The following is a 24355-nucleotide window of genomic DNA, read 5'->3' as shown; positions in this document are numbered from 1 at the left end:
GACGGTGGCCAGTTTGGCTCCAAGTTTCGGTCGCGGTGCGATGACCAACTCCTGGACGGATATCAAGAACGCCGATCTGGTGATCGTGATGGGCGGGAATGCCGCAGAAGCCCACCCCTGCGGTTTCAAATGGGTCACGGAAGCCAAGGCGCATCGCGGCGCCAAGCTGATCGTGGTCGATCCCCGCTATAACCGCACGGCTGCGGTCAGCGACTATTATGCCCCGATCCGGCCCGGCACCGATATTGCCTGGCTGATGGGCATGATCCGCTGGATGATCGAGAACGATAAGGTCCATTGGGAATATGTCCGCAACTTCACCAATGCCGCCTTCATCGTGAAGGATGGCTTTGGATGGTCTGACGGGCTGTTCAGCGGCTATGATCCGGAAAAGCGGGACTATGACCGCTCGACCTGGGATTATGTCATCGGCGCCGACGGCTACGCCGAAGTCGACATGACGCTGGAAAATCCGCGCTGCGTCTGGCAGCTGCTGAAGCAACATGTCGATGTTTACACGCCGGAATTCGTTGAGAACATCACCGGCACGCCCGCCGACAAGTTCCTGCATATCGCCGAGATGATCGGCGAGACGGCGGCACCCGACAAAACCATGACCTCGATGTATGCGCTTGGCTGGACACAGCATTCCAAGGGCAGCCAGAACATCCGCGGCATGGCGATGTTGCAGCTTATCCTTGGCAATATCGGTATGGCGGGCGGCGGCATGAACGCGCTGCGGGGGCATTCGAACATTCAGGGTCTGACCGATATGGGCCTGATGTCGAACCTGCTGACCGGCTATCTGTCGATGCCGACCGAAGCCGAGGTCGATTACGCGACCTATATGTCGACGCGGAACTTCAAGCCGCTGCGGCCCGGCCAGACAAGCTATTGGCAGAACTATTCCAAGTTCATGGTGTCCTTCATGAAGGCCATGTACGGGGATGCCGCACAGGCGGAAAACGACTGGGGTTATCACTGGCTGCCGAAGCTAGACGTGCCGAACTATGACGTTCTGCGCATGTTCGAGCTGATGAATGACGGCCATGTGAACCTGTATTTCTGTCAGGGCTTCAACCCGCTGATGGCCTTCCCGAACCGGGGCAAGCTGACATCGGCGCTGTCGAAGCTGAAGCTGCTGGTCACGATCGACCCGCTGGAGACAGAGACTGCGCGCTTCTGGGAAAACCACGGCGAATATAACGATGTGGATACCGCCTCGATCCAGACCGAGGTAATACAGCTTCCTTCGACCTGCTTTGCCGAGGATGACGGATCGCTGACGAATTCCGGGCGCTGGCTGCAATGGCACTGGAAGGCATGCACGCCTCCGGGTGAGGCGAAGCTGGACACCTGGATCATGGCGCAGATCTTCACCCGCGTCCGGGAGCTGTATCGAAAGGAAGGCGGCTCGGTCCCCGAACCGATCCTGAATCTCAGCTGGGACTACGCGGATGAGGGCGATCCGACGCCGGACGAACTGGCACGCGAAGTGAACGGGCGAGCGCTTTCGACCGTTTACGATACCGCCGACACGAGCAAGGTCGTGGTCGAGGCCGGCAAGCAGGTGCTGAATTTCACCCAGCTTCGCGACGATGGATCGACCATGTGCGGCTGCTGGATCTATTCCGGCTGCTGGAACGAGGACGGCAACAACATGGCGCGGCGTGACAACGAGGACCCGTCGGGCCTTGGCGTCTATCCGAACTGGACGTGGTCCTGGCCCGTCAATCGCAGGACGCTGTATAACCGCGCCTCCTGCGACATGGAGGGCAAGCCGTGGGACCCGACGCGTATGGTCATCGAATGGAATGGCGAGAAATGGGTCGGCAACGACGTTCCCGACATTTCACCGACTGCCAGGCCGCAGGATGTCGGGCCGTTCATCATGAACCCCGAAGGCACTTCGCGGCTGTTCAGCCGGGGGATGATGCGCGACGGGCCGTTCCCCACGCATATGGAACCGTTCGAAAGCCCGATGCAGAACGTCTTCAACGCCGAGATGCGGGGCAACCCCGTTGCCCGCGTGTTCGAGGCAGACGTGGCGGATCTGGGAACCTCGGACGAGTTTCCCTATGTCGGCACGTCCTATCGGCTGACCGAGCATTTCCATTACTGGACCAAGCACAACCGGGTGAACTCTGTCCTGCAACCGCAGTTCTTCGTCGAGATTTCTGTCGAACTCGCAGAGGAGAAGGGGATCAGCAACGGCGGCTGGGTCCGGGTCTGGAACAAGCGCGGATCGGTGAAGGCGAAGGCTGTCGTGACCAAGCGGATCAAACCGCTGATCTGTGACGGCAAGCCGGTTCACGTCGTCGGGGTGCCGCTGCATTGGGGCTTTACCGGGGTGGCGAAGAAGGGCTACGGCCCGAACTCTCTGACGGTCTTCATCGGCGACGCGAATATCGAGACGCCGGAATCCAAGGCTTTCCTTGTCAATATCGAAGCATCAGAGGAGCCTGTGGCATGACCGATACCGCGCCCCCTCCCACGACTGCCGTTTCGAACCCGCCGGTCGAACCGCTGTCGCCCAATCTGGGTGATGGCGACGTGGTGCTGGCCTCGGCCACGCCGAACCTGCCGCCGCCCACGCGGCAGTTGGACCCTGTCGCAAAGCTGATCGACATTTCCAAATGCATCGGCTGCAAGGCCTGCCAGTCGGCCTGTATCGAATGGAACGACACCCATCCTGAAATCGGTGTGAATTTCGGGTCCTACGAAAACCCGCATGATCTGACGTCGGAAATGTACACGCTGATGCGGTTCAACGAATACGAGGACCCGGATACGGGCAACCTCGATTGGCTGATCCGCAAGGATGGTTGTATGCATTGCGAGGATCCGGGCTGCCTGAAGGCCTGCCCCTCGCCAGGGGCTATCGTCAAATATTCGAACGGCATCGTCGATTTCATTCACGATAAATGCATCGGCTGCGGCTATTGCATATCGGGCTGCCCCTTCGACATTCCGCGCATGTCGCCGACGCGGCACGTGGTGTCAAAATGCACGCTTTGCTCGGACCGGGTGTCGGTCGGGCAGGGGCCGGCCTGCGCGAAGGCCTGCCCGACACAGGCCATTGTGTTTGGCACCAAAACCGACATGATCGCCCATGCCGAGGAGCGGATCGTGGATCTGAATGCGCGCGGATATGAACATGCGGCGCTGTACGATCCGGAAGGGGTAGGCGGCACGCATGTCATGTATGTGCTGCCCATCGGTGACAAGCCGGAAGAATATTCCGGCCTGCCCGCCGATCCGAAGATCTCTGCGGTGGTCGAGGGCTGGAAGGGTCCGGCCAAGACGGTCGGCCTTGCCGCAATCGGTCTTGCAGCGGTTGGTGCGGCCCTGCATTCGATTTTCGCGAAGCCGAACGAGGTTTCCGAACATGACCGGGTCGAGGCAGGGAGAATGGTCGATGACATTCTCGGACCCGAAGAGACCGCCGAACTTGCGGTTTCCAATCCGGACGAGACGGGGCAGGGCTGATGGCTGAACGTGAATTTTCCGAAAGCACCGACCGCATCGTCGCGACCGAGCCGGTCGAGGTCCGCCGCTATGCCACCCATACGCGGATCAACCACTGGTTCACCGCCGCGCTTATCATCCTGCTGATCCTGTCAGGCTTTGCGCTGTTCTGGCCGCGTCTGTTCTTTCTGACCGCGCTGTTCGGGGGCGGGCAGAACGCACGCTACATCCACCCGATTCTTGGCGTTGCCGCGTGCCTCAGCTTCCTGCTGCTGTTCCTGCAGCTGTGGAGACTGAACCTGATGCGGCGCGAGGATGTGGTCTGGGCCAGCAAGATCACCGATCTGCTGGCAGGGCACGAAGAACGCCTGCCGGAACTGGGCAAGTACAATCTCGGCCAGAAATTCGTGTTCTGGGGCATGTTCTGGCTGCTGCTGACGATGGTCGTCTCTGGCATCATGATCTGGCAGCAGTTCTTTCCTGATCTGGTGTCGATCCCGGTCAGGCGTTGGGCAGTGCTGGTTCATGCGATCTCGGCCGTGCTGTCGGTGCTGGTGCTGATCGTGCATGTCTATGCCGCGATCTGGACGCGCGGGACGCTCAGCGCGATGACCAGCGGCAAGGTGACTGGCGGTTGGGCCTGGAAGCATCACAGGAAATGGCTTCGGGAAGTTGCTAGACGTCAGGACAAGCCTCCGGCAGAATAGGGCGATTGCCCGAAAGCACGTCCGGATAACAAAATGAGCCTTTCCCCTGACCCGTCCGTGATCGGCGGCGTTTCCTCACCGAAATTCGCGCGCGTGCCCAAGGCCGAACTGCCCTTTGCGCGTCGCGCGACACGGCTTCGGCATCTGGCGAAAAGCTCTCATCTCGCGCCATATCTGCGCTTTCTTGCCGATCTGGCCGAGGCGCAGCAGCGGGTTGCGGACACCCTCGGGGCGGCCGATCCTCTCGACGCGGAACTGGTGGAACGCAATCGGAGCTATCGCATGCCGCCCCTTGATCGCGCCGCGCTGATCGCGTCCGGGTCGATGAAAACCGCGCTTGGCGCGCTTGTCAGCGAGGCGGCGAAGATCGACATGCCTGCCGCTGCACGCGCGGCGCTGGAAGAACTGTCGCTTGCGCCTGAAAGTGATTGCCAAACCATGCTGGGTCAGCTTTCGGCCGGGCAGGTGCCCGAAGGCTTGTCCGCACATGCCGTTTTTGCGGCGGCAGCGCTTCAGGTTGTGGCTGTGCGGCAAGCGGCGGCGATTGATGCACAGAAACTCGTGCCGATCAGCGTCGGGACCTGTCCGGCTTGCGGCGGACAGCCCGGCGTGTCGATGGTCACCGCGACCCAACATCAGGAGGGCGCGCGCTATGCATGTTGCGCCACCTGCGCGACCGAATGGAACGAGGTGCGTGTGAAATGCCTGTGCTGCGGGTCAACCAAGGGGATCAGCTATCGCGCCATAGATGACGGAAGCACCGCATCGGTCATCAAGGCCGAGGTCTGCGACGAATGCCATTCCTGGGTGAAGATCCTGTATCAGAACCTCGATACCGCGCTGGAACCTGTCGCCGATGACGTCGCAAGTCTGGGTCTTGATGCGCTGATGCGGGACACGGAATGGAAACGTGGCGGTTTCAACGCGTTCCTCTCTGGTTACTAGGGATGTCGCTGCGCGATCTTCCGTCAGTCGACCGGATTCTGGGCAGTTCCGCCGGCGCGACGCTGGTGGAAAGCTATGGCAAGGCGCGCGCGACCGACGCCATTCGCAAGGGTGTCGACGCGCTGCGCAGTGATGTCCTGCAGGGCGCGGACATGCCGGCGGATCCCGGCGCTTCGGTGCTGGAATTCGCCCACAACATGCTGAAGCGGCCCGATCCGCTTCGCCCATGCCTGAACCTGACCGGAACGATCCTGCACACCAATCTCGGTCGCGCGATCCTGCCCGAAGAGGCGGTGAGGGCGGCGAGCGATGCGATGCGCAATGCTCTTGCGCTGGAATTCGATCTGCAAGGCGGCGGCAGGGGTGCGCGCGACGATCATCTGCGCGGCCTGCTGCGGGAACTGACGGGCGCGGAAGATGCCACGGTCGTCAACAACAACGCCGCAGCGGTCCTTCTGTCGTTGAACACGCTTGCCGCCGGGCGCGAGGCCGTCGTTTCGCGGGGCGAGCTGATCGAGATCGGCGGCGCCTTCCGCATCCCCGACATAATGGCCCGCGCCGGTGCCCGTCTGGTCGAAATCGGCACCACGAACCGCACCCATGCCAAGGACTATCGCGCATCTATCGGCGATGCGACGGGGGCGGTGCTGAAGGTGCATACCTCGAATTACCGGATCGAGGGGTTCACCCACGAAGTCGCCGCGCCGGAACTGCACCAGATCGCGAAGGCTGCGGGTGTGCCGCTGCTGAATGATCTCGGTTCAGGCTCGCTGATCGACCTGTCCCGCTACGGTATGCGCCGAGAGCCGACCGCTGCCGAGGCCGTGACAAACGCCGATCTGGTGACGTTTTCCGGTGACAAGCTGCTTGGAGGGCCGCAGGCAGGGTTCATCGTCGGACGTGCCGATCTGATCGCCCGGATCAACGCCAACCCGATGAAGCGCGCGATGCGGCTGGACAAGATCCGCATTGCGGCGCTGTCCGCGGTTCTGAAACTTTACCTGGATCCTGACCGGCTGACGCAGCGCCTGCCGACCCTGCGCATGCTGGCGCGTCAACAATCGGAAATTGTGGCACAGGCGCAGCGTCTGTTGCCAGAAGTGGCCGGCGCGATGCGCGGGCTGGGATATGACGTGCGGGTGACAGAATGCGAAAGCCAGGTCGGCTCTGGCGCGTTGCCGACCGATACATTGCCAAGCGCGGGCCTGGCCTTGACGGGCGTATCCGGCAGCGCCCCAGACGATATCGCCACGCTGCTGCGGGGCCTGCCGGTGCCGGTCATCGGGCATATTTCCGGCGGCGCGCTGATCCTCGATCTGCGGGCGCTTGATGAGGATGACGCGCTTGTTTCGGCGCTCGCGGGTATCGCGCGTTGATCGTCGGCACGGCGGGGCATATCGACCACGGCAAGACGGCGCTGGTTCGGGCGCTGACCGGTGTTGATACCGACAGGCTCGCCGAGGAGAAGGCGCGCGGCATCACGATAGATCTGGGCTTTGCCTATGCCGATCTTGGCGATGGCAGCGTGACCGGCTTTGTCGATGTGCCGGGGCATGAACGGCTGGTTCATACGATGGTCGCGGGCGCAGGCGGCATCGACCTCGCCCTTATCGTGATCGCCGCCGATGATGGTATCATGCCACAGACGCAAGAACATCTGGCGATCCTGTCGCTGCTTGGCGTCTCGCGGGCGATCGTGGCAATCAGCAAGGCCGATCTGGCCGATACCGAAAGCATAGCCGCGCTGCGCAAGGATATTGCTGCAGCTCTCGCCACGACGCCCCTTGCGCGCGCGCCGATCCTGCCGGTCTCGGTGGTCAGCGGTCAGGGGATCGAGGCGCTTCGCGATATGCTCGCCGTGGCGGCCGCCGAAACCACGGCCCGCGATGCGTCTGGCGAGGTGCGGCTGATCGTCGACCGTTCGTTCACGCTGGAAGGGGCGGGGACGGTGGTGACAGGCATCCTGCGCAGCGGAGCCGTCGCTGCGGGCGATCAGCTCGTCGTGTCGCCCTCAGGTATGCCGGTGCGCGTGCGCGGCCTTCGTGCCCAGAACCGCCGGATCGAACGCGCAGAGGCCGGGGCGCGGGTGGCGCTTAATCTGGCGGGCGCTGCGAAGGATCAGATCCGACGGGGCGACATGGTCGTCTCGCCGGGCCTTCACGCGCCGACGGACCGAATTGACGTGGCGCTTCGCTGGATAGATCCGAAACCCCTGCGCAGCGGCCTGCGCGCGCGTCTTCACCTTGGCGCGGCAGAGGTCGAGGCGCGTCTGGTCCCGCTTGGCGCGGCGCTGACGGATGGTCGAGAGCTTGTGCAGATGGTGCTGGAAAGGCCGCTGGCCGCGCGGATCGGCGATACCTTCATCCTGCGCGACGGATCGGCAAGCCGCACGCTGGGCGGTGGCCGGTTGCTGGATCTGCGCCCGCCCGCGCGCCGCCGGGCAACCCCTGAACGCCATGCGGCCTTGCGCGCGGCGGACATCGACGATCCCACAAGCGCGCTTTCGGCGCTGCTGGCAGTCACGCCGAACTATGTCGAGCTTGACGTCTTCCTGCGTGATCGCGCCGTGCCGTCATCCAGCGCCGATGCCGTCAGTGCGGATGCTTCCGTGATCGGACCTGCCGGCGGGCGTGTCGCGATCCTGCCAAGGACATTGGATGCGCTGAACACCGCGATGCAGCAGACGCTGCTGGCCCATCACGACAGCAATCCCGACCTGCAGGGCATCGGGCACGAGGCGCTGCGTCTGTCACTGACGCCCCGCCTTCCGAAACCGGTTTTCGACGCCGTCCTGCGCGACGCGATCACTGCGGGCCGGCTTGTCGCCGAGGCAGGCTTTGTGCGTCTGCCCGCGCATGCCCCGAAAATGAGCGCGGCGGATGAGGGTGTTTATGCGCGGATCGCGCCCCTGCTGGCGGCTGAGCAGCGCTTCCGGCCGCCGCGTGTGCGCGACATTGCAGGCGCGCTCGATCTTCCGGAGCCTGAGATCAGGCGTCTGATGAAGCTTTCGGCGCGGCTCGGTCGGGTCGATCAGATCGCGCATGACCATTTTTTCCTGCGTGAGACGACGGCCGAAATGGCTGCGATCATCCGCAGGCTGTCGGCGCAAGCGGATGACGGCTGGTTCACCGCGCCCGCCTTCCGCGACGAGGTCCAGAGTGGGCGCAAGGTCGCGATTGAAGTGCTGGATTTCTTCGACAGGCTGGGGCTGACGACACGTCGCGGCGATCTGAGGCAACTCAACCGGCACCGCGCCGATCTGTTTTAGCCGCGCGGCTCGCCCTGCAGGTCGATCCCGGTTGCGACGGGGGGCTGCCATGTCTTCGACTGGGGGACCGCACCCGATGGCGTGGTCCCTATCTGCGCACCACCTGTGCCACCTGTCCATCCGGTCGTGCCGGCGTTTTCGGCCGATGTGCCGTCGGCACCCGGCTGCGGCGCAGTGGCGGGGGTTTCGACGCTGCCAGCAGAGCCGACGGCCGCCTGTGTGCCTTCCTGCGACGCTTCGGCAGGTTCTGCCTCGGCGGCAGGTGCCTGCGCCTGAGCGTCAGGCTGTGCGGCGCGCACCTGTTCCGGGGTTTCCGCATCTTCTGCATCAGTTGCAGCGACGGGTTCTGCCGGTTCATCGGGGGCCGCGGGCGCTTCAGTAACCGTCTCCGCAGTCGCCGCCGCAGCCGGGACCGCAGCGGCAGCGTCACCGGGCGTTTCGGCAGGCGTCACCTCGTCAGGCATGGCTGCCGAGGCTTCGGGCTGCGCGGCACCGGCAGCATCGCTTGACGGTGGGGTGGTGCTCGCGGCTTCTGCGTCTGTCACCGGAAGCGGATCGGCAGGCGCGGACATGAGGTTCGTTGCCGGTTCTGTCGGTTGTGTAACCGTGCTGTTCGCGGGCAGCACGATTGGCGGCGTATCTGCGATGGGATCGGTGGAAATATCGGCGAAGGCGGGCAGGGTGCCTGCCACAAGCACGGTTGTCAGCAAAGCGACGCGCATCGGATTCCTTTCCTTTCCACCCGGCCAAGCCACGGAGCCGACCCTCGAACGAAACACGCGCGCAGGCGCGGGGTTCCCCCGATCCTAGGCGGTGCGCGCCCGTTTCGACAAGCGTTTTAGCTGCGCGTCGCGATCAGGGCCGTGCCGGACCCATGACGGCTTGACCCTGCCGGAGCCAGCGGGTTGAGTCGCGTCATGACAGAAGGAACACTGGCTTGAGTGTGATTGCCACCCGCGCACAGCGCCTGGCCGACAGGAGCGAAATCGGCGTCAGTCTGGCCGAAGAATGCGCCATTGCGATCAGCTATGACGGGACCACGCAGGCGGTGCTGATGGCCACACCCGCCGATCTGGAGGATTTCGCCTACGGCTTTTCGGTGACGGAAGGTATCGCGCGTCCTGATGAAATCGAGGCTGTGCAGCCTGTGCGGGTCGATCTGGGCGTCGATCTGCGTATCTGGCTGCGGCGCGATGCCGGGCAGCGCTTCATCGGTCGCAGGCGGCGCATGGTTGGTCCCGTCGGCTGCGGGCTATGCGGGGTGGATACGCTGACTGCCGCGATGCGCGAACTGGCGCCGGTCGAAGGCGATTGCACCGTTACCCCGGCCGATCTGGATCTCGCCCTTGCGCAGATGGATAAGGCGCAGCAGTTGCGCGATGCGACCGGGGCGAGCCATGCGGCCGGATTTCTGCTGCCGGGTCGCGGTCTGATTGCACTGCGCGAGGATGTCGGGCGGCACAACGCGCTCGACAAGCTGTCGGGGGCGCTTCTGCGCGGTGAGGATGCGAGACTAATCGGGCAGGGGGCGGTCGTGCTGACCAGCCGCATCTCGGTCGATCTTGTCCAGAAAGCCGCGACGCTCGGCGCGCCCGTTCTGATCGCCCTTGCGGCGCCGACATCGGCTGCTGTCGCAGCCGCCGAGGCGGCTGGCATCGGGCTGGCGGGCCGGGCGCGTTCAGCCGACAGGGCCGAGATCTACGCCCATCCCGAACGCTTCTCGTGATCCTCAGTCCCGCAGGCGCGCCATCAAGAGCCATGCCAGCGACGAGCAGACGAGCGCGGCAATGATCATCGGCGTCGGGGTGCCGTCATAGGCCAGCCCGACCGGCGTCGCGATCAGCACGGCACCAAGAGACGACAGCGCGGCGACGATGCTGGCGGTCATTCCGGCCAGATGCGGCATATTCTGCAGCGCGAGCGCGTTCAGGTTCCCAAAGGTCACGCCCGCCATGAAGAACACGCTGACCGCCCATGCGAAGAAACCATAGAAGGCCGCATCGCCGTGAAGCGCGCCGGAACTGACCAGTAGCAGAGCGAGCGATGCTGAAACCACCTGCATGGCATAGGCGGCCCGCGCGATGCGCCGCATCCCGAATTTCATTACGTAGCGCGCATTCGCGATGGTGCCGATCCCTGACAGCAGCGCCATGACCGCGAACCAGCGCGTAAAGCTGTCGGCGCGGGAATATGTCTGACCGAACAGCTGTTCCGAGCTGGACAGCAGCGCGAACATCTGACCAAAGCCGAGCGTCAGGATCAGCGTGCACAACATGACCTGACGATTCCCGAGAATTTCTTTCGCCGATTGCATCAGGCGCTTGCGGCTCAGCGGCACGCGGCGTTCGGGCGGCAGCGTTTCCGGCTGGCGCAGGGCGACCCAGGTCGCGCCGATCAAGCCGAAAACGATGAAGGCCGCGAACACGCTGCGCCAGGTTCCGCTCGTCTCGATAATCAGCTCTCCCAATGCCGGGGCGACCGCGGGGATCATGATGAAAATCATCATGACGAAACTGGTGATCCGTGCCATTTCGCGGCCCGCATACAGGTCGCGGGTCAGCGCGGTTCCGGCGATGCGCGGGCCCGATGCGCCCATCCCCTGGAAGAAGCGAAGGGCCAGAAGCAGCGTCAGATTGTCGGCAAAGATCGCACCGGCCGCAGCAAGGATATACAGCGACGAGCCAAGCATGATTGCGCGCTTGCGCCCGATCGCATCGGAAATCGGTCCTGCAAGTGCCGTGCCCACGCCCATTCCTGCCATGAACGACATCAGCACAAGCTGCGCGCGGTTGGTGTCTTCGGGCGAAAGCTCTGCCGCGATCTCCGACAGCGCCGGCAGCATCGCGTCGATGGAAAAGGCGACCGTCGCAAAAAGCACCGCCAGCATCGCCACGAATTCGGGCAACGACAAAGCGCGCGCCGGCGGCGGAGTGTTCGGGTCCGGGCTGTGCATCTTCTTCACCATTTGATGGGTAAGTGCGGCTTATACCCGCAGACCCGGCGCGGCAAGCGGCAGGCTGCGCTTGCCTCGGGTTGCGGTGTTTGGCAACTATCGCGCAGTCACGGGGAATTTTTTTGCGAGATGAGCCAGCCGCTTCGACATGTCCTTCTGAGTTCGGTGAAGGACGAAGGCCCCTTCGTGCTGGAATTCATCGCCCATCACCGCGTGCTCGGGTTCGATGCCATTCATATGGCCAGTAATGATTGCAGCGACGGCACCGACCTGCTGCTGGATGCCCTGGCGTCGCAGGGCGTTATCACGCATACGCGCAATCGGCTGAAACCGGGGGATACCCCGCAGCATCGCGGCTATCAGCGCATCCGGAAGGAGCATCCCATCGCCGAAGCGGACTGGATCATGGTGCTGGACGCGGATGAATTCCTTGTGGTCGATCGCGGAGCGCGCCGTGTCGGCGACCTGACCGCGCTTGCCGGCCCGGAAGTCGATGTCATCACCCTGAATGCGATGAACTTCGGCACCAGCGGCGATTTCGGCTGGCGTCCCGGCAGGGTCGCCGAACAGTTCCCTGACCGGTTGCCCACGACGCACCGGCGCAATGGTCCGGTCAAGAGCCTCAGCCGCGGCGGTGGGCGTTGGAAAAACCTTCACAACCACCACCCGATGGGCTTCACCGGGCCAGGCGACATCTGCCACATGCGCGGCAATGGCGAGGTCTCGCATGTCCCGAACGACGGCCGGCTTTGGGATCATCTGCGACATTTCAAGCCCGACCGGATCACCCATGAAATCGCCTGGTTCAACCATTACCCGATAAAGTCGCTCGATTCCTACATGCTGCGACGCCGACGCGGTCGCGGCGTAACCAAGGTCGGCGCAGAGCCGGTCGAGCGCCATACCGAGGAATACTGGACGATCTTCGCCGCCGCGCAGCAGCGGGATACGCGGATTCTGGATTTTTATGGTGACGAGACGCTGACCGAGATTGCGCGCCTGCGTGCGCTTCCCGGCATCGACGCGGCACAGTTGATGACCGAGGCCCGCTTCGCCGCGCAGATCGCCGCCATCGCCGCGGAGCCCGACGACTGACGCATTGCCGTGATGCGGTTGACATGTCGTCAAATTCGGCGCATCTGAACCGCCGACATAACCCGCAACCGGGCGTTCCGTGGGCGCCAAACCGACGAGGAGAACGGCCATGAGCCAGATTTCCCTGACATTTCCTGACGGCAATTCGCGCGATTACCCTGCTGGCGTGACCGCGGCCGAAGTCGCTGAATCCATCGCGCCCAGTCTTGCGAAGAAGGCGATTTCCGCCAGTCTCGACGGGCGCCATATCGACCTTGCCTGGCCGATCAATGACGGCGGCACCATCGCCATCAACACAATGAAGGACGATGCGCCCGCGCTGGAACTGATCCGTCACGATTTCGCGCATGTCATGGCGCGCGCGGTGCAGGAAATCTGGCCCGATGTAAAAGTCACCATCGGTCCGGTCCGCGATTACGGCTGGTTCTACGATTTCGACCGCGCCGAACCCTTCACGCCCGAAGACCTCGGCCAGATCGAAGCGAAGATGAAGCAGATTATCAGCGCTCGCGATCCTGTCCGCACGGAGGTCTGGGACCGCGACCGCGCCGTCGCCTATTACAAGGAACGCGGCGAACCGTTCAAAGTCGAGCTGATCGAGCGCATTCCCGGCGACGAAGATCTGCGGATGTACTGGCATGGCGACTGGCAGGATCTGTGCCGCGGCCCGCATCTGCAATCGACGGGTCAGCTTCCCGCCGACGCCTTCAAATTGACACATGTCGCAGGCGCCTATTGGCTGGGCGACAGCAGCCGCCCGATGCTGCAGCGCATCTACGGCGTCGCGTTCCGCAACAAGGATGAGCTGAAGGCACATCTGCACATGCTGGAAGAGGCCGCAAAACGCGACCACCGCAAGCTGGGCCGCGAGATGGACCTGTTCCACATGCAGGAAGAAGCGCCCGGTCAGGTCTTCTGGCACCCGAATGGCTGGAACATCTATGTGGCGCTGCAGGACTATATGCGCCGCCGTCAGCGCGAAGGCGGCTATGTCGAGGTGAATACGCCTCAGGTGGTCAGCCGCAAGCTGTGGGAAGAATCGGGTCACTGGGAAAACTATCAGGACCATATGTTCATCGTCGAAGTGGACGAGGAACACGCCAAGACAAAGACCGTCAACGCGCTGAAGCCGATGAACTGCCCCTGCCATGTGCAGATCTTCAATGTCGGGCTGAAATCCTATCGCGACCTGCCTTTGCGCATGGCGGAATTCGGGTCGTGCAACCGCTATGAACCCTCGGGCGCGTTGCACGGGATCATGCGCGTGCGCGGCTTCACGCAGGACGACGCGCATATTTTCTGCACCGAGGACCAGATCGAAAGCGAAACGATCCGCTATATCGACTTTCTGACACGGGTTTATCGCGACTTGGGGTTCGAGAATTTCCGCGTGAAATTCGCGACACGCCCCGAAACGCGGGCCGGGTCGGACGAGATCTGGGACAAGGCGGAAACGGCGCTGCTGTCAGCCACCCGTGCATCGGGGATCGAGCCAGAGATCAATCCGGGCGAGGGCGCCTTCTATGGCCCGAAGCTGGAATTCGTGCTGACCGACGCGATCGGCCGCGACTGGCAGTGCGGCACGCATCAGGTCGATTTCGTGCTGCCGGAACGGCTGGACGCAAGTTATATCGGCGAGGACGGCGCGAAACACCGTCCCGTCATGCTGCACCGCGCGACGCTCGGCTCGTTCGAACGCTTCATCGGAATCCTGATCGAAAACTTCGCCGGCAAGCTGCCCCTGTGGCTGGCACCCCGGCAGGTGGTCGTCGCCTCAATCGTGTCGGACGCGGATGACTATGTTCAAGAAGTAGTGAACGCGCTGCAGGCGGCCGGCATCCGCGCCGAGGCGGATACGCGCAACGAGAAGATAAATTATAAGGTTCGCGAGCATTCGGTGGCAAAAGTGCCGGTGATTCTCGCCATTGGGATGAAGGAGGTCGAGGACCGGACCGTGTCAATGCGCCGCCTTGACCAGCAGGGAAGCCGCAACGTAACGCTTGACGAAGCGTTATCGCAGCTTAGCAAAGAGGCAACTCCGCCCGATTTGGGCTGATTCATGCCGATGTAAACAAAGATTACCGTCGCCTTGTCCAAGCGCGGCGTTTCGGCCTTGCGTTTCGCGCGCTTTCTCCCATTCTGTGGGCGTGAGCATGACTTTCTACCGCCTCCCTTCACGGGGCAGCCGGAATTTCGAAAGGGCTGCACGGCCCGGTCGCAAACCCGCGGCACGGGAAATTTGAAGGAGAGAACGGAATGGCCACCGGCACCGTTAAATGGTTCAACGCCACCAAAGGCTACGGCTTCATCGCCCCCGATTCGGGCGGCAAGGACGTGTTCGTCCATATCTCGGCGGTTGAGCGCGCCGGTCTGACGGGTCTTCAGGACAACCAGAAGATCAGCTTCGAGCTGCAGTCGGGCCGCGACGGCCGCGAATCCGCGTCGGATCTCAAGCTGCTCTGACCAGGCGCGGGGGCGACCATGCGTCAGCCCCCCGTTACTTAGGTGAGCGCGCGCGAAATATGCATTTGCAGTCGCGCTGCCTGCAAGGTCTTGCGATACGAACGATCCCGCCGCCGTCAGAAGGTAGCGGGATTTTTGCTTTTGGGCAGGGCCTTGTCGGCGTGTTGCGCATCGCGACGGCACTGATCTTTTCGATAGATCGATTTCCTGAATCGCTTATCGCGCCAAGCGGGCAGGGCGAGTTGCACCGCAGCGGCCGAGCGATTAAGGCTGGCGGGCCTTGTTTTCAGGAAAGGTCCCCTCATGATCACGTTGGACATTTTTGCCGATCCGACATGTCCCTGGTGCCTCGTCGGCAAGGCAGAACTGGATCAGGCGCTGGAATCGCGCCCCGATCATCCGTTCGAACTGACCTGGCACCCCTTCCGTCTCAATCCGAATATTCCGCCCGCTGGCGTCGGGCATGCTGATTACATGCTTGCAAAGTTTGGCGATGAGGCCGGGATAATCGCTGCGAATACCCCCGTGCTGGAGGCGTCAGAGCGTCTTGGCCTGGGGATCGACATGGCGGCGATCACGCGCGTTCCGCAAACATTGGATGCGTTCCGGCTTATGCATTGGGCCGGGATAGAGGGCGCGCAGACACGGGTCATGTCGGGCCTCATGCGGGCATATTGGCGAGAAGGCCGGGATATCGCAGATCACGACGTGCTGGCGGACATTGGCAAGGGTGCGGGCATGGATGGCGCGATGATCCGCAAGCTGTTGGCCAGCAACGCTGATCGCGACGAAGTATTAGCCCGTGAGGCCCATGCGCGCGAACGCGGCATCCGGGCCGTGCCCACCTTCGTTATTGGCGGAAGTCATGTCTTGCCGGGCGCGCAGCCCGCCGATCTGTGGCGCAAGGTTATTGACGAACTTTCCGGACCGGCCGCAGGTGGCGGCTGAGGTGCCTCCGCACGCCGCGGCAATATAGAACGCAAAAGGCCCGCCAGATCGGCGGGCCTTTTGCAATGCAACGCTCAGGCGCCCCAGGTGCGGATCGGGCCGCAATCCATATGGACGAAGTTCGAGCGTGAATATTTGCCGACCCCGCCGCCACGGCAGGCCATCGCCGCCTTGTACATCTGGTTCACAGAGCGCGATTTCAGGCGCAGATCGGCCGCCTTGCCGGACATGTGAAGAGAGTTCTTCGCCACGCCTTCCGAACGCGAGCGCAGCATCGCGTTGGTCTTGGGCGAACGATAGCCCGACAGCATCATGTAGGGTTCGTTCGTTTGAAGCATCCGGTGCGAGGCGGCTGCAATGTCGACGGTGCGAGGGTCGATGCCAATGGCCTGCCCGACGCGCCAGTCACGCATGAAATAGTTGATCTCGTTCAATGCGTCGCGGATGTATTTTCCGTCGATCCAGTAGACGGTGTCGATGCTTTCGCCAGTTCGTGGCGAATACATGCTGATGCGGCGATAGTCGCCTGCTTTGCGGAGGATGCCGAACGCGTTGCCGGTTACGGGCGCGGCCACGACGGCAGTTGCGGCAAATATCCCGAAGACGCCGCGGCGGGTGATGTCGATTGTCATTTCAGATCGCCTGTCCTGCTTTTCTTAACTCACCACTGTCGGTGGCTGTCCCTGATTACCCGGGACTGGTTAACAATATGTCACCAGTTGCGTGACACCCGAAAGCATTTCGTTCCACTATCGGCAAAATTGTGTCAGAATAGGCGAAAATCCGCCTGTGTGTTGTTGCGAGGCCACGTTTCGTCCAGCCGCGGCAAGTCAAGTGTCGAGTGCATGCAGCTTTTCTGGACGATCCGCGTTGTCGCTGGCAAAAGTAAACAAAAAGCGCGAGCAGAGGTCAAACCGTGAACAAGTTAGCGAATCGTATTCGCCGAACCGTCCTGTTGGGCATCGGAATATCAGCATTGCCTTATATGGTGGCGGCAGCGCCCGCGCCGAAACTTGATTTCAGTGCTTTCGAAATGCAGCTGGCCAGCACAGTGGCCGCTGACCCGGGCCTGGCATCCTTCTATGGCGCGCATGGCCTGAAACCGGTTTTCCTTGGAACGGAGGGCGAAGCGCGCCGTAAAGCACTGCTCGACGCGATTTCGACCGCGCCCCAACACGGGCTGCCGCCGCAGCGTTACAAGTCCAGCGGGCTGTCTGCGGACGATACCGGCAATGATGTCGCGACAGAATTGCGTTATGCGCGCGCCTTGTCGCTTTGGGCGAACGATGTCTCGAATGGCCTTGTCGATCCGTCCCGAACGGATTCGATGAATAAGCGCGAGGTTATCGCGGTCGACATGACGAAACTGCTGGATGGCATGATTGACGGCGACCCTGTTGCGTCGCTCGCCACGCTGCCGCCGCAAAACCGCGAATATCGGGAGTTGCAGCAACTGCTTGCAGATCACGCGCGGCTGATCCCGCCACCGGACGCGCCGGAAGTCGCCTCGGGGTTGTATAAGCTGGGTGTAAAAGGCCCTGCGGTCGCCGATCTGCGCGCACGTCTGGCGAGCATCGGCTTCAGCCCCGCCACGCCGCCCGCCGATCCGCAGAACTTCGATGAGGAACTGGCGCAGATCGTATCGGATTATCAGATCGCCGCCGGACTGCCCGTTGACGGCGTGGCCGGGCCAAGAACCATTGCCCAATTGAGCGGCGGCGAGGCTGGCCCCCAGACCCGGCGCATCATGATCGCGATGGAGCGGCTACGCTGGCTGAACGGCAATGACCTGAACACCCGGATGATCTGGGTAAACATCCCCAGCTATATGGTCGAAATCCGCGAGGGCGGTCAGACCGTCTTTGAATCGCGCGTTGTCGTCGGCAAATCCGAGCCCGACTGGGAAACACCGGAATTCAGTGACACGATGGAATTCGTGGTCCCGAACCCGCGCTGGAACGTGCCGCAATCAATCGCGGCGCAATCCTATCTTTCGAAGCTGCGCGCGAACCGCAATGCGGTGCCTCACCTTGACGTTGTCGATCGCAAGGGCCGCGTGATCCCGCGCGATCAGGTGGATTTCAACAGATACAGCGACACGAATTTCCCCTATCGGCTGCGCCAGAAGCCATCTGCCGACAACGCGCTTGGCCTTGTGAAGTTCATGTTCCCGAATCCGTGGAATATCTATCTGCACGATACGCCGTCGAAGGGTCTGTTCAGCAATCGCAACCGCGCAGCCTCGCATGGGTGCGTGCGTGTCGCCAAGCCGTTTGATCTGGCTTACGAGCTGTTGCGCGGCAATTCAGACAACCCGCAGGCGATGTTCCAGCGGATTCTCGACAAGGGCGACGAACAGTGGATCAAGCTGAAAGAACCGCTGCCCGTCCACCTCGTCTATTTCACCGCGATTCCGGGTCCGGATGGTCAGTTGCGGACCTATCCTGACGTCTATAACCGCGATGCAAAGGTGTGGTCGGCGATGCAGAAGGCGGCCGAGGCGGGGACCTGAAGACCCATCCACTACATGAAGGGCTGGCAAAGCGGGGCGCGGATGGCTAGATCACTCCGCGAAAGGAGACCGCGATGCAGGTCACGATCCAGGATCTCGCCAATGCGCTGAATGCGCGTGCATGGGGCGATGTGTCGATGCAGATCGACGGCGCGGCAGAACCGGGGCAGGCAGGCCCGGGCCAGATCGCGCTTGCGATGTCACCGAAATACGCCGAGGCGCTGAAGCCCGGCGCCTGCGCGATATTGGCAGAGGGGATGGACCCGAAAGACTATGGGCTTTCCGCCGCGATTTTCGCGCCGCGCCCGCGTCTGGTGATGGCCGCGCTGACGCGCAGCTTCGATGCCGGACCTGACATTGCCGAAGGCATCCATCCTTCTGCGGTCATCGATCCGTCTGCGGAAATCGGCGATGGCGCGGCGATTGCTCCTTTTGTGCAGATCGGCGCAGGGGTGCGTATCGGCGCGCGGGCGCGGATCGCCAGCCACGTTTCGATCGCGTCTGGCACGGTGATCGGTGACGACGCACTGATCCTGAACGGTGTGCGCGTTCTGCATCGGGTGCGCATCGGCGACAGGGTCGTGATTCAGCCGGGTGCCATCATCGGATCTGACGGGTTCTCGTTCGTCACGCCAGAGGAATCCGGCGTCGAGGAAATTCGCAGAACGCTTGGAAAACGAGAAACAATCAGGCGCCAGTCATGGGAGCGCATCCACTCGCTTGGGATGGTCGAGATTGGCGACAATGTCGAGATCGGTGCCAATGCCACGATTGATCGTGGCACCATTCGCGCGACGCGGATCGGGTCCGGCACGAAGCTCGATAACCTTGTCCATATCGGCCACAACGTGGTGGTCGGCGACGATTGCCTGATTTGCGGGCAGGTCGGGATTGCCGGATCGTCTGTCATCGGCGACAGGGTGGTTCTGGCCGGGCAATGCGGTGTGTCCGACAATATCACCATCGGCGACGACGTGATCGCGGGCGGCGCGGCCAAGATTTTCAGCCGCGTGGCTGCGGGCAAGGTCGTGCTGGGCAATCCCGCCGTCGACATGCCGACCCGGATGGAGATGGACCGTGCCACTCGCCGTCTGCCGCGACTTGCTGCCACAGTCGCAAAGCTTCAAAAGGCTGTTACAGAATTCGTCGAAAAGCCCTGAATGGAGAGTCACATGACCGATATTCGCGATCGCATCCGCAACATTATCGCCGAACAGGCCATGCTGGAACCCGATCAGGTGACTGACGATTCCAGCCCGGCCGATCTTGGCATCGACAGCCTTGGCCTTGTCGAATCGATCTTCGCACTGGAGGAGGAGTTCGACATCACCATCCCCTTCAACGCGAATGAGCCGGAGAAGTCGGAATTCGACATCTCCAGCATGGGCAGCATTATTGCTGCCGTCGAGAAGCTGGTGGCCGAGAAAGCATGAGCCCGAAGAAGACCGCCGACGAAGCCGCCGCGCCTGCGACGAAACCCGCGAACGGGCTGAGGCGTGTGGTCATCACCGGGATGGGCACCGTCAACGCACTTGGCCTTGATGTTCCGAAAACGCTGGAGGCATTCCGTGAAGGCCGCAGCGGGATCAGCCAACTGAATTTCCGCGATGTTGACCGGCTGACGATCCAGATCGGCGCACAGATCCATGACTGGCAGCCAGAAACCTGGTTCAATCGTCAGCAGATCCTGCTTTACGACAAATTCACCCAGTTCACCCTGCTTGCCGCAAAAGAGGCCGTCGAGCAGTCCGGGCTGGATTTCCAGGGCGAACTTGGGCTTTCGGCCGGGGTTGTTCTGGGCACGGCGGGCGGCGGTCTGAACACCTGGGACGAAAACTATCGGGTCGTCTATGAAGAGGGCAAGAACCGCGTTCACCCCTTTGTCGTGCCGAAGCTGATGAACAATGCGGCGGCCAGCCATGTCAGCATGGAGTACGGCCTTCGCGGGCCTTCCTTCACCGTCGCGACCGCCTGCGCGAGTTCGAACCACGCGATGGGGCTGGCCTTCCAGATGGTCCGCTCTGGTGCGGCGAAGGTGATGCTTTCGGGCGGGTCCGAGGCGATGCTGTGCTTCGGGGGTGTGAAGGCGTGGGAGGGGCTGCGCGTCATGTCCAGGGATGCCTGCCGCCCCTTCTCGGCCAATCGCAACGGCATGGTGCAAGGCGAAGGTGCCGGCGTCTTCGTGTTCGAGGACTATGAACATGCCCGCGCGCGCGGAGCCGAGATTCTGGCCGAGGTGGTGGGATTTGCGATGTCGTCCGACGCGCAGGATATCGTCATGCCAAGCGCGCAGGGGGCCGAACGCGCGATCACCGGCGCGATGCGGGATGCGGCGCTCAACCCCGAAGATATCGGCTATATCAACGCCCACGGCACGGGGACGGCGGCGAATGACAAGACCGAATGTGCCGCCGTCGCTCATGCGTTCGGCCATCACGCCGACCAGCTGATGATGTCGTCCACGAAGTCGATGCATGGTCACGTGATCGGGGGCACCGGGGCGATCGAGTTGCTGGCCTGCGTCATGGCGCTGCGCGACGGGATTATCGCGCCCACCATCGGCTATGAAGAGCCGGACCCCGAATGCGCGCTCGACGTGGTGCCCAACACCGCGAGAGAGGCGAAGGTCACGGCCGTGCTGTCCAACGCATTCGCCTTTGGCGGCCTGAACGCGGTGATCGCGCTCAGGAAGGTCTGAGGGTCACGCCAGAACGGCGCGAGGGATCACATTTCCGCGCCGCGCGACTGGCGCATCCAACGCAATCCGGCCTCGGTCGTCGTGCGCGGCGTGTATTCCGCGGCGACCCAGCCCGGATATTGGGCCGCATCCAGCGCATTGAAAAAGGCGAGATAATCGATCTCTCCCTCGCGCGGTTCGTGACGGCCGGGACAGCCAGCGATCTGGATATGGTGAACACGCGTGCGATAACGCTCCCACGTTCCCAGAACATCACCGGTAATCATATGGGCCTGATAAGCGTCGAACTGCAGGCCGAGATTCGGTGCCGAGACGGCGTCAATCACGTCAGCGGCGGTTTCGAAATCCGACAGGAAATAGCCCGGCATGTCGATCTCGTTCATCGGCTCTATCGTCAGGCTCAGATGCGGCGCACGCGCAGTCGCCCAACGAAGGTTCTCGATCAGGCAGCTCATCGCCTCATGGCCCTCGGCTTTGCCCGACATCACATGCAGATGACGCGCCGACAGCGCCTCGGCCACGCGCACCGACCGCTCGAAGTCGCGGCGAAAGCGGTCGCGCAGCTCCGGGACCGCCGCAAATCCGCGCGGCCCGCCCGCCCAGTTCGGCGGTGGGCAGTTGATAAGCACGATATCCATCCCGCTGCTGCGTGCGGCGCGCCTTAGGTCAGGCGCTGCGACATCATAGGGAAAAAGTATCTCGACACCCTGAAAGCCTGCCTGCTTAGCAGCGCTGAAACGCTGCAGCATCGGAAGCTCGTTAAACATCAGGGTCAAGTTTGCGGCGAACCTTGCCATGGCGACTCCAACTCGTGAAACAGACCGGACGAGCGCAGACCAAGGCGCCCGTCGGGCCCCGGACTGGCGCATTCGGCCAACCGATAAAAGCTCTTGCGGTCGATCCGCGCGCGCAGGCCGCCGCGCACCATGACATAGGGGCGCGGCTCGTCTGGCGAGCCTTCGATCACAAGAGGGTGATCGGCGTCCAGCACCACGCTGTCGCCGACATTCGTCTGAAAGGTCACGAGATCGTCGCCGATTTCGACATCGACCGCGATAAACGGCGAATCCTCGACCTTTATGCCGATCTTCTCGACCGGGGTAACAAGGTAGTGGCGCCCATCCTCGAATTTCAGGATGTTGGAAAACATGCGCACCATACCGGGTCGCCCGATGGGTGAACCTTCGTGGAACCAGGTCCCATCGGCCCTGATTTCCATGTCCATTTCACCGCAATAGGGCGGGTTCCACAGATGCACGGGGGCTGGTCCGCGCAGTCCTGCCTTTTGCGCACCCGCCGCAATATCGCTTGCGCGGTCTGCCGCCGGGCCGGGGTTAGAAGCTATGCCGGACTGTTTGCCCATTTCACCTGCGTTCGATCCGTGGTTTCATATGTGTAGAGCAGAATGAGAGATATGTCATGGCCGAGGATGACAAACTGGTTGACGAAATCCTGTCACTGGGCGGAAAGCTGATCGAGGCGAGGTCCAGTATCGAGCGCCGGTTCGTCGGGCAGCACGATGTCGTGGAGCAGGTTCTGGCCGCGATCCTGTCTGGCGGGCATGCCCTTCTGGTCGGGCAGCCGGGGCTTGGCAAGACGATGCTGGTGGATACGCTGGCCACGGTTCTGGGCCTTGATGATGCGCGCATCCAGTTCACGCCGGACCTGATGCCGGCTGATATTCTCGGGTCGGAAGTGCTGGATCAGGATGCTGATGGCAGGCGTGCCTTCCGCTTTGTCGAGGGGCCGGTTTTCACGCAGCTTCTTATGGCCGATGAGATAAACCGTGCCAGCCCGCGCACGCAGTCTGCGCTGCTGCAGGCGATGCAGGAAGGGCAGGTGACTGTCGGCGGGGCGCATCGCCCGCTTGGCCGGCCCTTCCATGTCCTGGCCACGCAAAACCCGATCGAGCAGGAGGGCACCTATCCGCTGCCCGAAGCGCAGCTCGACCGGTTCCTCATGCAGGTGGATGTCGATTATCCCGACCGCGATACCGAACGCGCGATCCTTCTGGCGACGACCGGCGTCGAACGCGACGATCCTCATGCCGTGATGTCGCCCGACGCGCTTATCGCCGCGCAGACACTGATACGGCGCATGCCCGTCGGTGAGACGGTGGTGAATGCGATTCTCGATCTGGTGCGCTCGCTGCGTCCGGGACCGGACAGCATGCCGTGGGTTGGCGAAACGCTCAGCTGGGGGCCGGGGCCGCGCGCGGCGCAGGCGCTGATGCTGGTGACGCGGGCGCGCGCCGTGCTGAATGGCCGCTTCGCCCCAACACTTGAAGACGTGGATGCGATGGCGGCACCGGTTCTGCGGCACCGCATGGCGCTTGGCTTCGCTGCGCGCGCCCGTGGCGAGACGGTGGACGGGATCATCGCGCGGGTCCGTGACGCGCAGCTTCGGCAGGCGGCGTGACGCCAGAAGACGCATCCCTTGCCGGCCTGCGCGCGCGTGCCGAGGCTGCCGCCGCGGCGCTGCCGCCGCTGGTGCTGGCGCGCGGCCCGGTCGCGGCCACGTTTGCACCGGGCGGTCACGGGTTGCGCCGACCGGGCATTGGCGAAGATTTCTGGCAATACCGGCAGGCGCATGAGGGTGATACCGCCGCGGCGATCGACTGGCGGCGTTCGGCGCGCGGAGACATGCGTTTCGTGCGTGATCGCGAACGGCAGACCGCGCGCACAGCGGCAATCTGGCTGGGCCGGGGCGCAGGAATGGCCTATGCAGGGCAGGCCGGCACGGGCGAGACGAAGATGGGTCGCGCAAAACTGCTGTCCCTGTCTCTGGCGCTTCTGCTGATCCGCGCTGGCGAGCGGGTGACACTGTTGGGAGAACCCGCCGGGACCGGCGCAGCACAGGCGACCAAGCTGACCGCCGGGATCAGCATGATTGCGCCACTGGACCACGACGACGACGCGCCCTTGCGGGCAGCAGCGCGCGGGGCGCAAGTCGCGGTGTTGATCGACGATTTTCTGAACGATGACCCGCGGCTGGACGAATTTCTTCAGACCATGTCGGGCGTCGGCTCAACGGGTGTGATGCTGCAGATATTGCATCCTGACGAGGAGGATTTTCCCTTCGAGGGCGCGGTGCGCTTTCAGACGCTTGGCGGTCAACGCCATGACACGCGGGATGCGGGCGGCCTGCGCGCCGCGTATCGGGCGCGGTTGGACGAACGGCGCGATGCCCTTGCGGCGGCGGCGTCGAATGCGGGGTTTCTGTTCGGAACGCACGATCTTGGCCAGCCTGCATCCGAGGCGCTCGCCTGGCTTCACGGGGTTCTTTCGGCGCGATGATG

At 62.9% G+C, this 24355-nt stretch carries 23 protein-coding genes; 17 read left to right on the top strand and 6 right to left on the bottom strand.

Annotated elements, in window-relative coordinates:
- The first annotated feature begins 4 nt into the window (after nucleotides 1–4).
- The 6 genes from fdnG to selB are packed head-to-tail and all read left to right on the top strand — an operon-like array spanning nucleotide 5 to nucleotide 8388.
- Nucleotides 5–2473, top strand: coding sequence for a formate dehydrogenase-N subunit alpha (gene fdnG, locus FQV27_RS02810; RefSeq protein ID WP_222611652.1), 2469 nt, complete (start codon nucleotides 5–7; stop codon nucleotides 2471–2473).
- On the top strand, nucleotides 2470–3489 hold the full coding sequence (gene fdxH, locus FQV27_RS02805) for a formate dehydrogenase subunit beta (protein ID WP_147096284.1): 1020 nt from the start codon (nucleotides 2470–2472) through the stop codon (nucleotides 3487–3489). The genes fdnG and fdxH overlap by 4 nt, the downstream gene beginning before the upstream one ends.
- On the top strand, nucleotides 3489–4175 hold the full coding sequence (locus FQV27_RS02800; RefSeq protein WP_147096283.1) for a formate dehydrogenase subunit gamma: 687 nt from the start codon (nucleotides 3489–3491) through the stop codon (nucleotides 4173–4175). The genes fdxH and FQV27_RS02800 overlap by 1 nt, the downstream gene beginning before the upstream one ends.
- Nucleotides 4176–4208: 33 nt before the next feature.
- Complete coding sequence (gene fdhE, locus FQV27_RS02795) at nucleotides 4209–5120, top strand: formate dehydrogenase accessory protein FdhE (RefSeq protein WP_147096282.1); 912 nt, start codon at nucleotides 4209–4211, stop codon at nucleotides 5118–5120.
- A gap of 2 nt (nucleotides 5121–5122) precedes the next feature.
- Entirely contained in the window at nucleotides 5123–6496 is a 1374-nt protein-coding gene (gene selA / locus FQV27_RS02790) for an L-seryl-tRNA(Sec) selenium transferase (protein ID WP_147096281.1), read from the top strand.
- Nucleotides 6493–8388, top strand: a complete 1896-nt coding sequence (gene selB, locus FQV27_RS02785) for a selenocysteine-specific translation elongation factor (RefSeq protein ID WP_147096280.1) — start codon at nucleotides 6493–6495, stop codon at nucleotides 8386–8388. The genes selA and selB overlap by 4 nt, the downstream gene beginning before the upstream one ends.
- Here the strand turns inward: selB and FQV27_RS18790 are convergent.
- Nucleotides 8385–9110, bottom strand: coding sequence for a hypothetical protein (locus FQV27_RS18790; RefSeq protein ID WP_186827191.1), 726 nt, complete (start codon nucleotides 9108–9110; stop codon nucleotides 8385–8387). The two genes, selB and FQV27_RS18790, sit on opposite strands and share 4 nt — an antisense overlap.
- Nucleotides 9111–9331: 221 nt before the next feature.
- Between FQV27_RS18790 and fdhD the strand changes: the two genes are divergently transcribed.
- Nucleotides 9332–10114, top strand: a complete 783-nt coding sequence (fdhD, locus tag FQV27_RS02775; protein WP_147096839.1) for a formate dehydrogenase accessory sulfurtransferase FdhD — start codon at nucleotides 9332–9334, stop codon at nucleotides 10112–10114.
- Nucleotides 10115–10117: 3 nt separating this feature from the next.
- Here fdhD and FQV27_RS02770 read toward each other — a convergent pair whose 3' ends face one another.
- A complete protein-coding gene (locus tag FQV27_RS02770; RefSeq protein WP_246132975.1) occupies nucleotides 10118–11341 on the bottom strand; it encodes a multidrug effflux MFS transporter in 1224 nt (407 codons plus the stop codon).
- A gap of 129 nt (nucleotides 11342–11470) precedes the next feature.
- Between FQV27_RS02770 and FQV27_RS02765 the strand changes: the two genes are divergently transcribed.
- From FQV27_RS02765 to FQV27_RS02755, 3 genes are all read left to right on the top strand, one after another.
- Nucleotides 11471–12436: a glycosyltransferase family 2 protein gene (locus FQV27_RS02765; RefSeq protein WP_186827190.1), complete on the top strand. Its 966-nt coding sequence runs from the start codon at nucleotides 11471–11473 to the stop codon at nucleotides 12434–12436.
- Between the two features lie 109 nt (nucleotides 12437–12545).
- The gene (thrS, locus tag FQV27_RS02760; RefSeq protein ID WP_147096278.1) at nucleotides 12546–14492 is read left to right on the top strand and encodes a threonine--tRNA ligase; all 1947 of its coding nucleotides are present in this window, start codon (nucleotides 12546–12548) and stop codon (nucleotides 14490–14492) included.
- Nucleotides 14493–14692: 200 nt separating this feature from the next.
- The gene (locus FQV27_RS02755) at nucleotides 14693–14899 is read left to right on the top strand and encodes a cold-shock protein (protein ID WP_147096277.1); all 207 of its coding nucleotides are present in this window, start codon (nucleotides 14693–14695) and stop codon (nucleotides 14897–14899) included.
- 116 nt (nucleotides 14900–15015) lie between these two features.
- Here the strand turns inward: FQV27_RS02755 and FQV27_RS02750 are convergent, their stop codons facing one another.
- Nucleotides 15016–15219: a hypothetical protein gene (locus tag FQV27_RS02750; RefSeq protein ID WP_147096276.1), complete on the bottom strand. Its 204-nt coding sequence runs from the start codon at nucleotides 15217–15219 to the stop codon at nucleotides 15016–15018.
- Here FQV27_RS02750 and FQV27_RS02745 point away from each other — a divergent pair.
- Complete coding sequence (locus tag FQV27_RS02745) at nucleotides 15203–15847, top strand: DsbA family oxidoreductase (protein ID WP_147096275.1); 645 nt, start codon at nucleotides 15203–15205, stop codon at nucleotides 15845–15847. The genes FQV27_RS02750 and FQV27_RS02745 overlap by 17 nt on opposite strands.
- A 74-nt stretch (nucleotides 15848–15921) precedes the next feature.
- Here the strand turns inward: FQV27_RS02745 and mepK are convergent, their stop codons facing one another.
- Nucleotides 15922–16479, bottom strand: a complete 558-nt coding sequence (gene mepK / locus FQV27_RS02740; RefSeq protein ID WP_147096274.1) for a peptidoglycan L,D-endopeptidase MepK — start codon at nucleotides 16477–16479, stop codon at nucleotides 15922–15924.
- A 284-nt stretch (nucleotides 16480–16763) separates the two neighbouring features.
- Between mepK and FQV27_RS02735 the strand changes: the two genes are divergently transcribed.
- The 4 genes from FQV27_RS02735 to FQV27_RS02720 all read left to right on the top strand — a co-directional run bounded on the left by FQV27_RS02735 (nucleotide 16764) and on the right by FQV27_RS02720 (nucleotide 21057).
- Complete coding sequence (locus FQV27_RS02735; protein WP_246132974.1) at nucleotides 16764–18359, top strand: L,D-transpeptidase family protein; 1596 nt, start codon at nucleotides 16764–16766, stop codon at nucleotides 18357–18359.
- A 74-nt stretch (nucleotides 18360–18433) separates the two neighbouring features.
- The gene (gene lpxD, locus FQV27_RS02730) at nucleotides 18434–19519 is read left to right on the top strand and encodes a UDP-3-O-(3-hydroxymyristoyl)glucosamine N-acyltransferase (protein WP_147096273.1); all 1086 of its coding nucleotides are present in this window, start codon (nucleotides 18434–18436) and stop codon (nucleotides 19517–19519) included.
- A 12-nt stretch (nucleotides 19520–19531) separates the two neighbouring features.
- Nucleotides 19532–19792, top strand: a complete 261-nt coding sequence (locus tag FQV27_RS02725) for an acyl carrier protein (protein ID WP_147096272.1) — start codon at nucleotides 19532–19534, stop codon at nucleotides 19790–19792.
- Between the two features lie 56 nt (nucleotides 19793–19848).
- Nucleotides 19849–21057, top strand: a complete 1209-nt coding sequence (locus FQV27_RS02720) for a beta-ketoacyl-[acyl-carrier-protein] synthase family protein (RefSeq protein ID WP_147096836.1) — start codon at nucleotides 19849–19851, stop codon at nucleotides 21055–21057.
- A 26-nt stretch (nucleotides 21058–21083) separates the two neighbouring features.
- Here the strand turns inward: FQV27_RS02720 and FQV27_RS02715 are convergent, their stop codons facing one another.
- The gene (locus tag FQV27_RS02715) at nucleotides 21084–21806 is read right to left on the bottom strand and encodes a hydroxypyruvate isomerase family protein (protein ID WP_342779865.1); all 723 of its coding nucleotides are present in this window, start codon (nucleotides 21804–21806) and stop codon (nucleotides 21084–21086) included.
- A 23-nt stretch (nucleotides 21807–21829) separates the two neighbouring features.
- Nucleotides 21830–22420, bottom strand: a complete 591-nt coding sequence (locus FQV27_RS02710) for a DUF1285 domain-containing protein (RefSeq protein ID WP_147096270.1) — start codon at nucleotides 22418–22420, stop codon at nucleotides 21830–21832.
- Between the two features lie 56 nt (nucleotides 22421–22476).
- Here FQV27_RS02710 and FQV27_RS02705 point away from each other — a divergent pair, with 56 nt between their 5' ends.
- Both FQV27_RS02705 and FQV27_RS02700 read left to right on the top strand, forming a co-directional pair.
- Nucleotides 22477–23475: an AAA family ATPase gene (locus FQV27_RS02705; RefSeq protein ID WP_147096269.1), complete on the top strand. Its 999-nt coding sequence runs from the start codon at nucleotides 22477–22479 to the stop codon at nucleotides 23473–23475.
- Complete coding sequence (locus FQV27_RS02700; RefSeq protein ID WP_147096268.1) at nucleotides 23472–24353, top strand: DUF58 domain-containing protein; 882 nt, start codon at nucleotides 23472–23474, stop codon at nucleotides 24351–24353. Before FQV27_RS02705 ends, FQV27_RS02700 begins: the two co-directional genes overlap by 4 nt.
- Nucleotides 24354–24355: the final 2 nt, after the last annotated feature.

The sequence above is a fragment of the Paracoccus aurantiacus genome (assembly GCF_007993065.1).
Taxonomy (GTDB): Bacteria; Pseudomonadota; Alphaproteobacteria; order Rhodobacterales; family Rhodobacteraceae; genus Paracoccus; species Paracoccus aurantiacus.
Note: the sequence above shows the minus strand (reverse complement) of the source record. Positions and strands in the feature narration are given on the sequence as shown.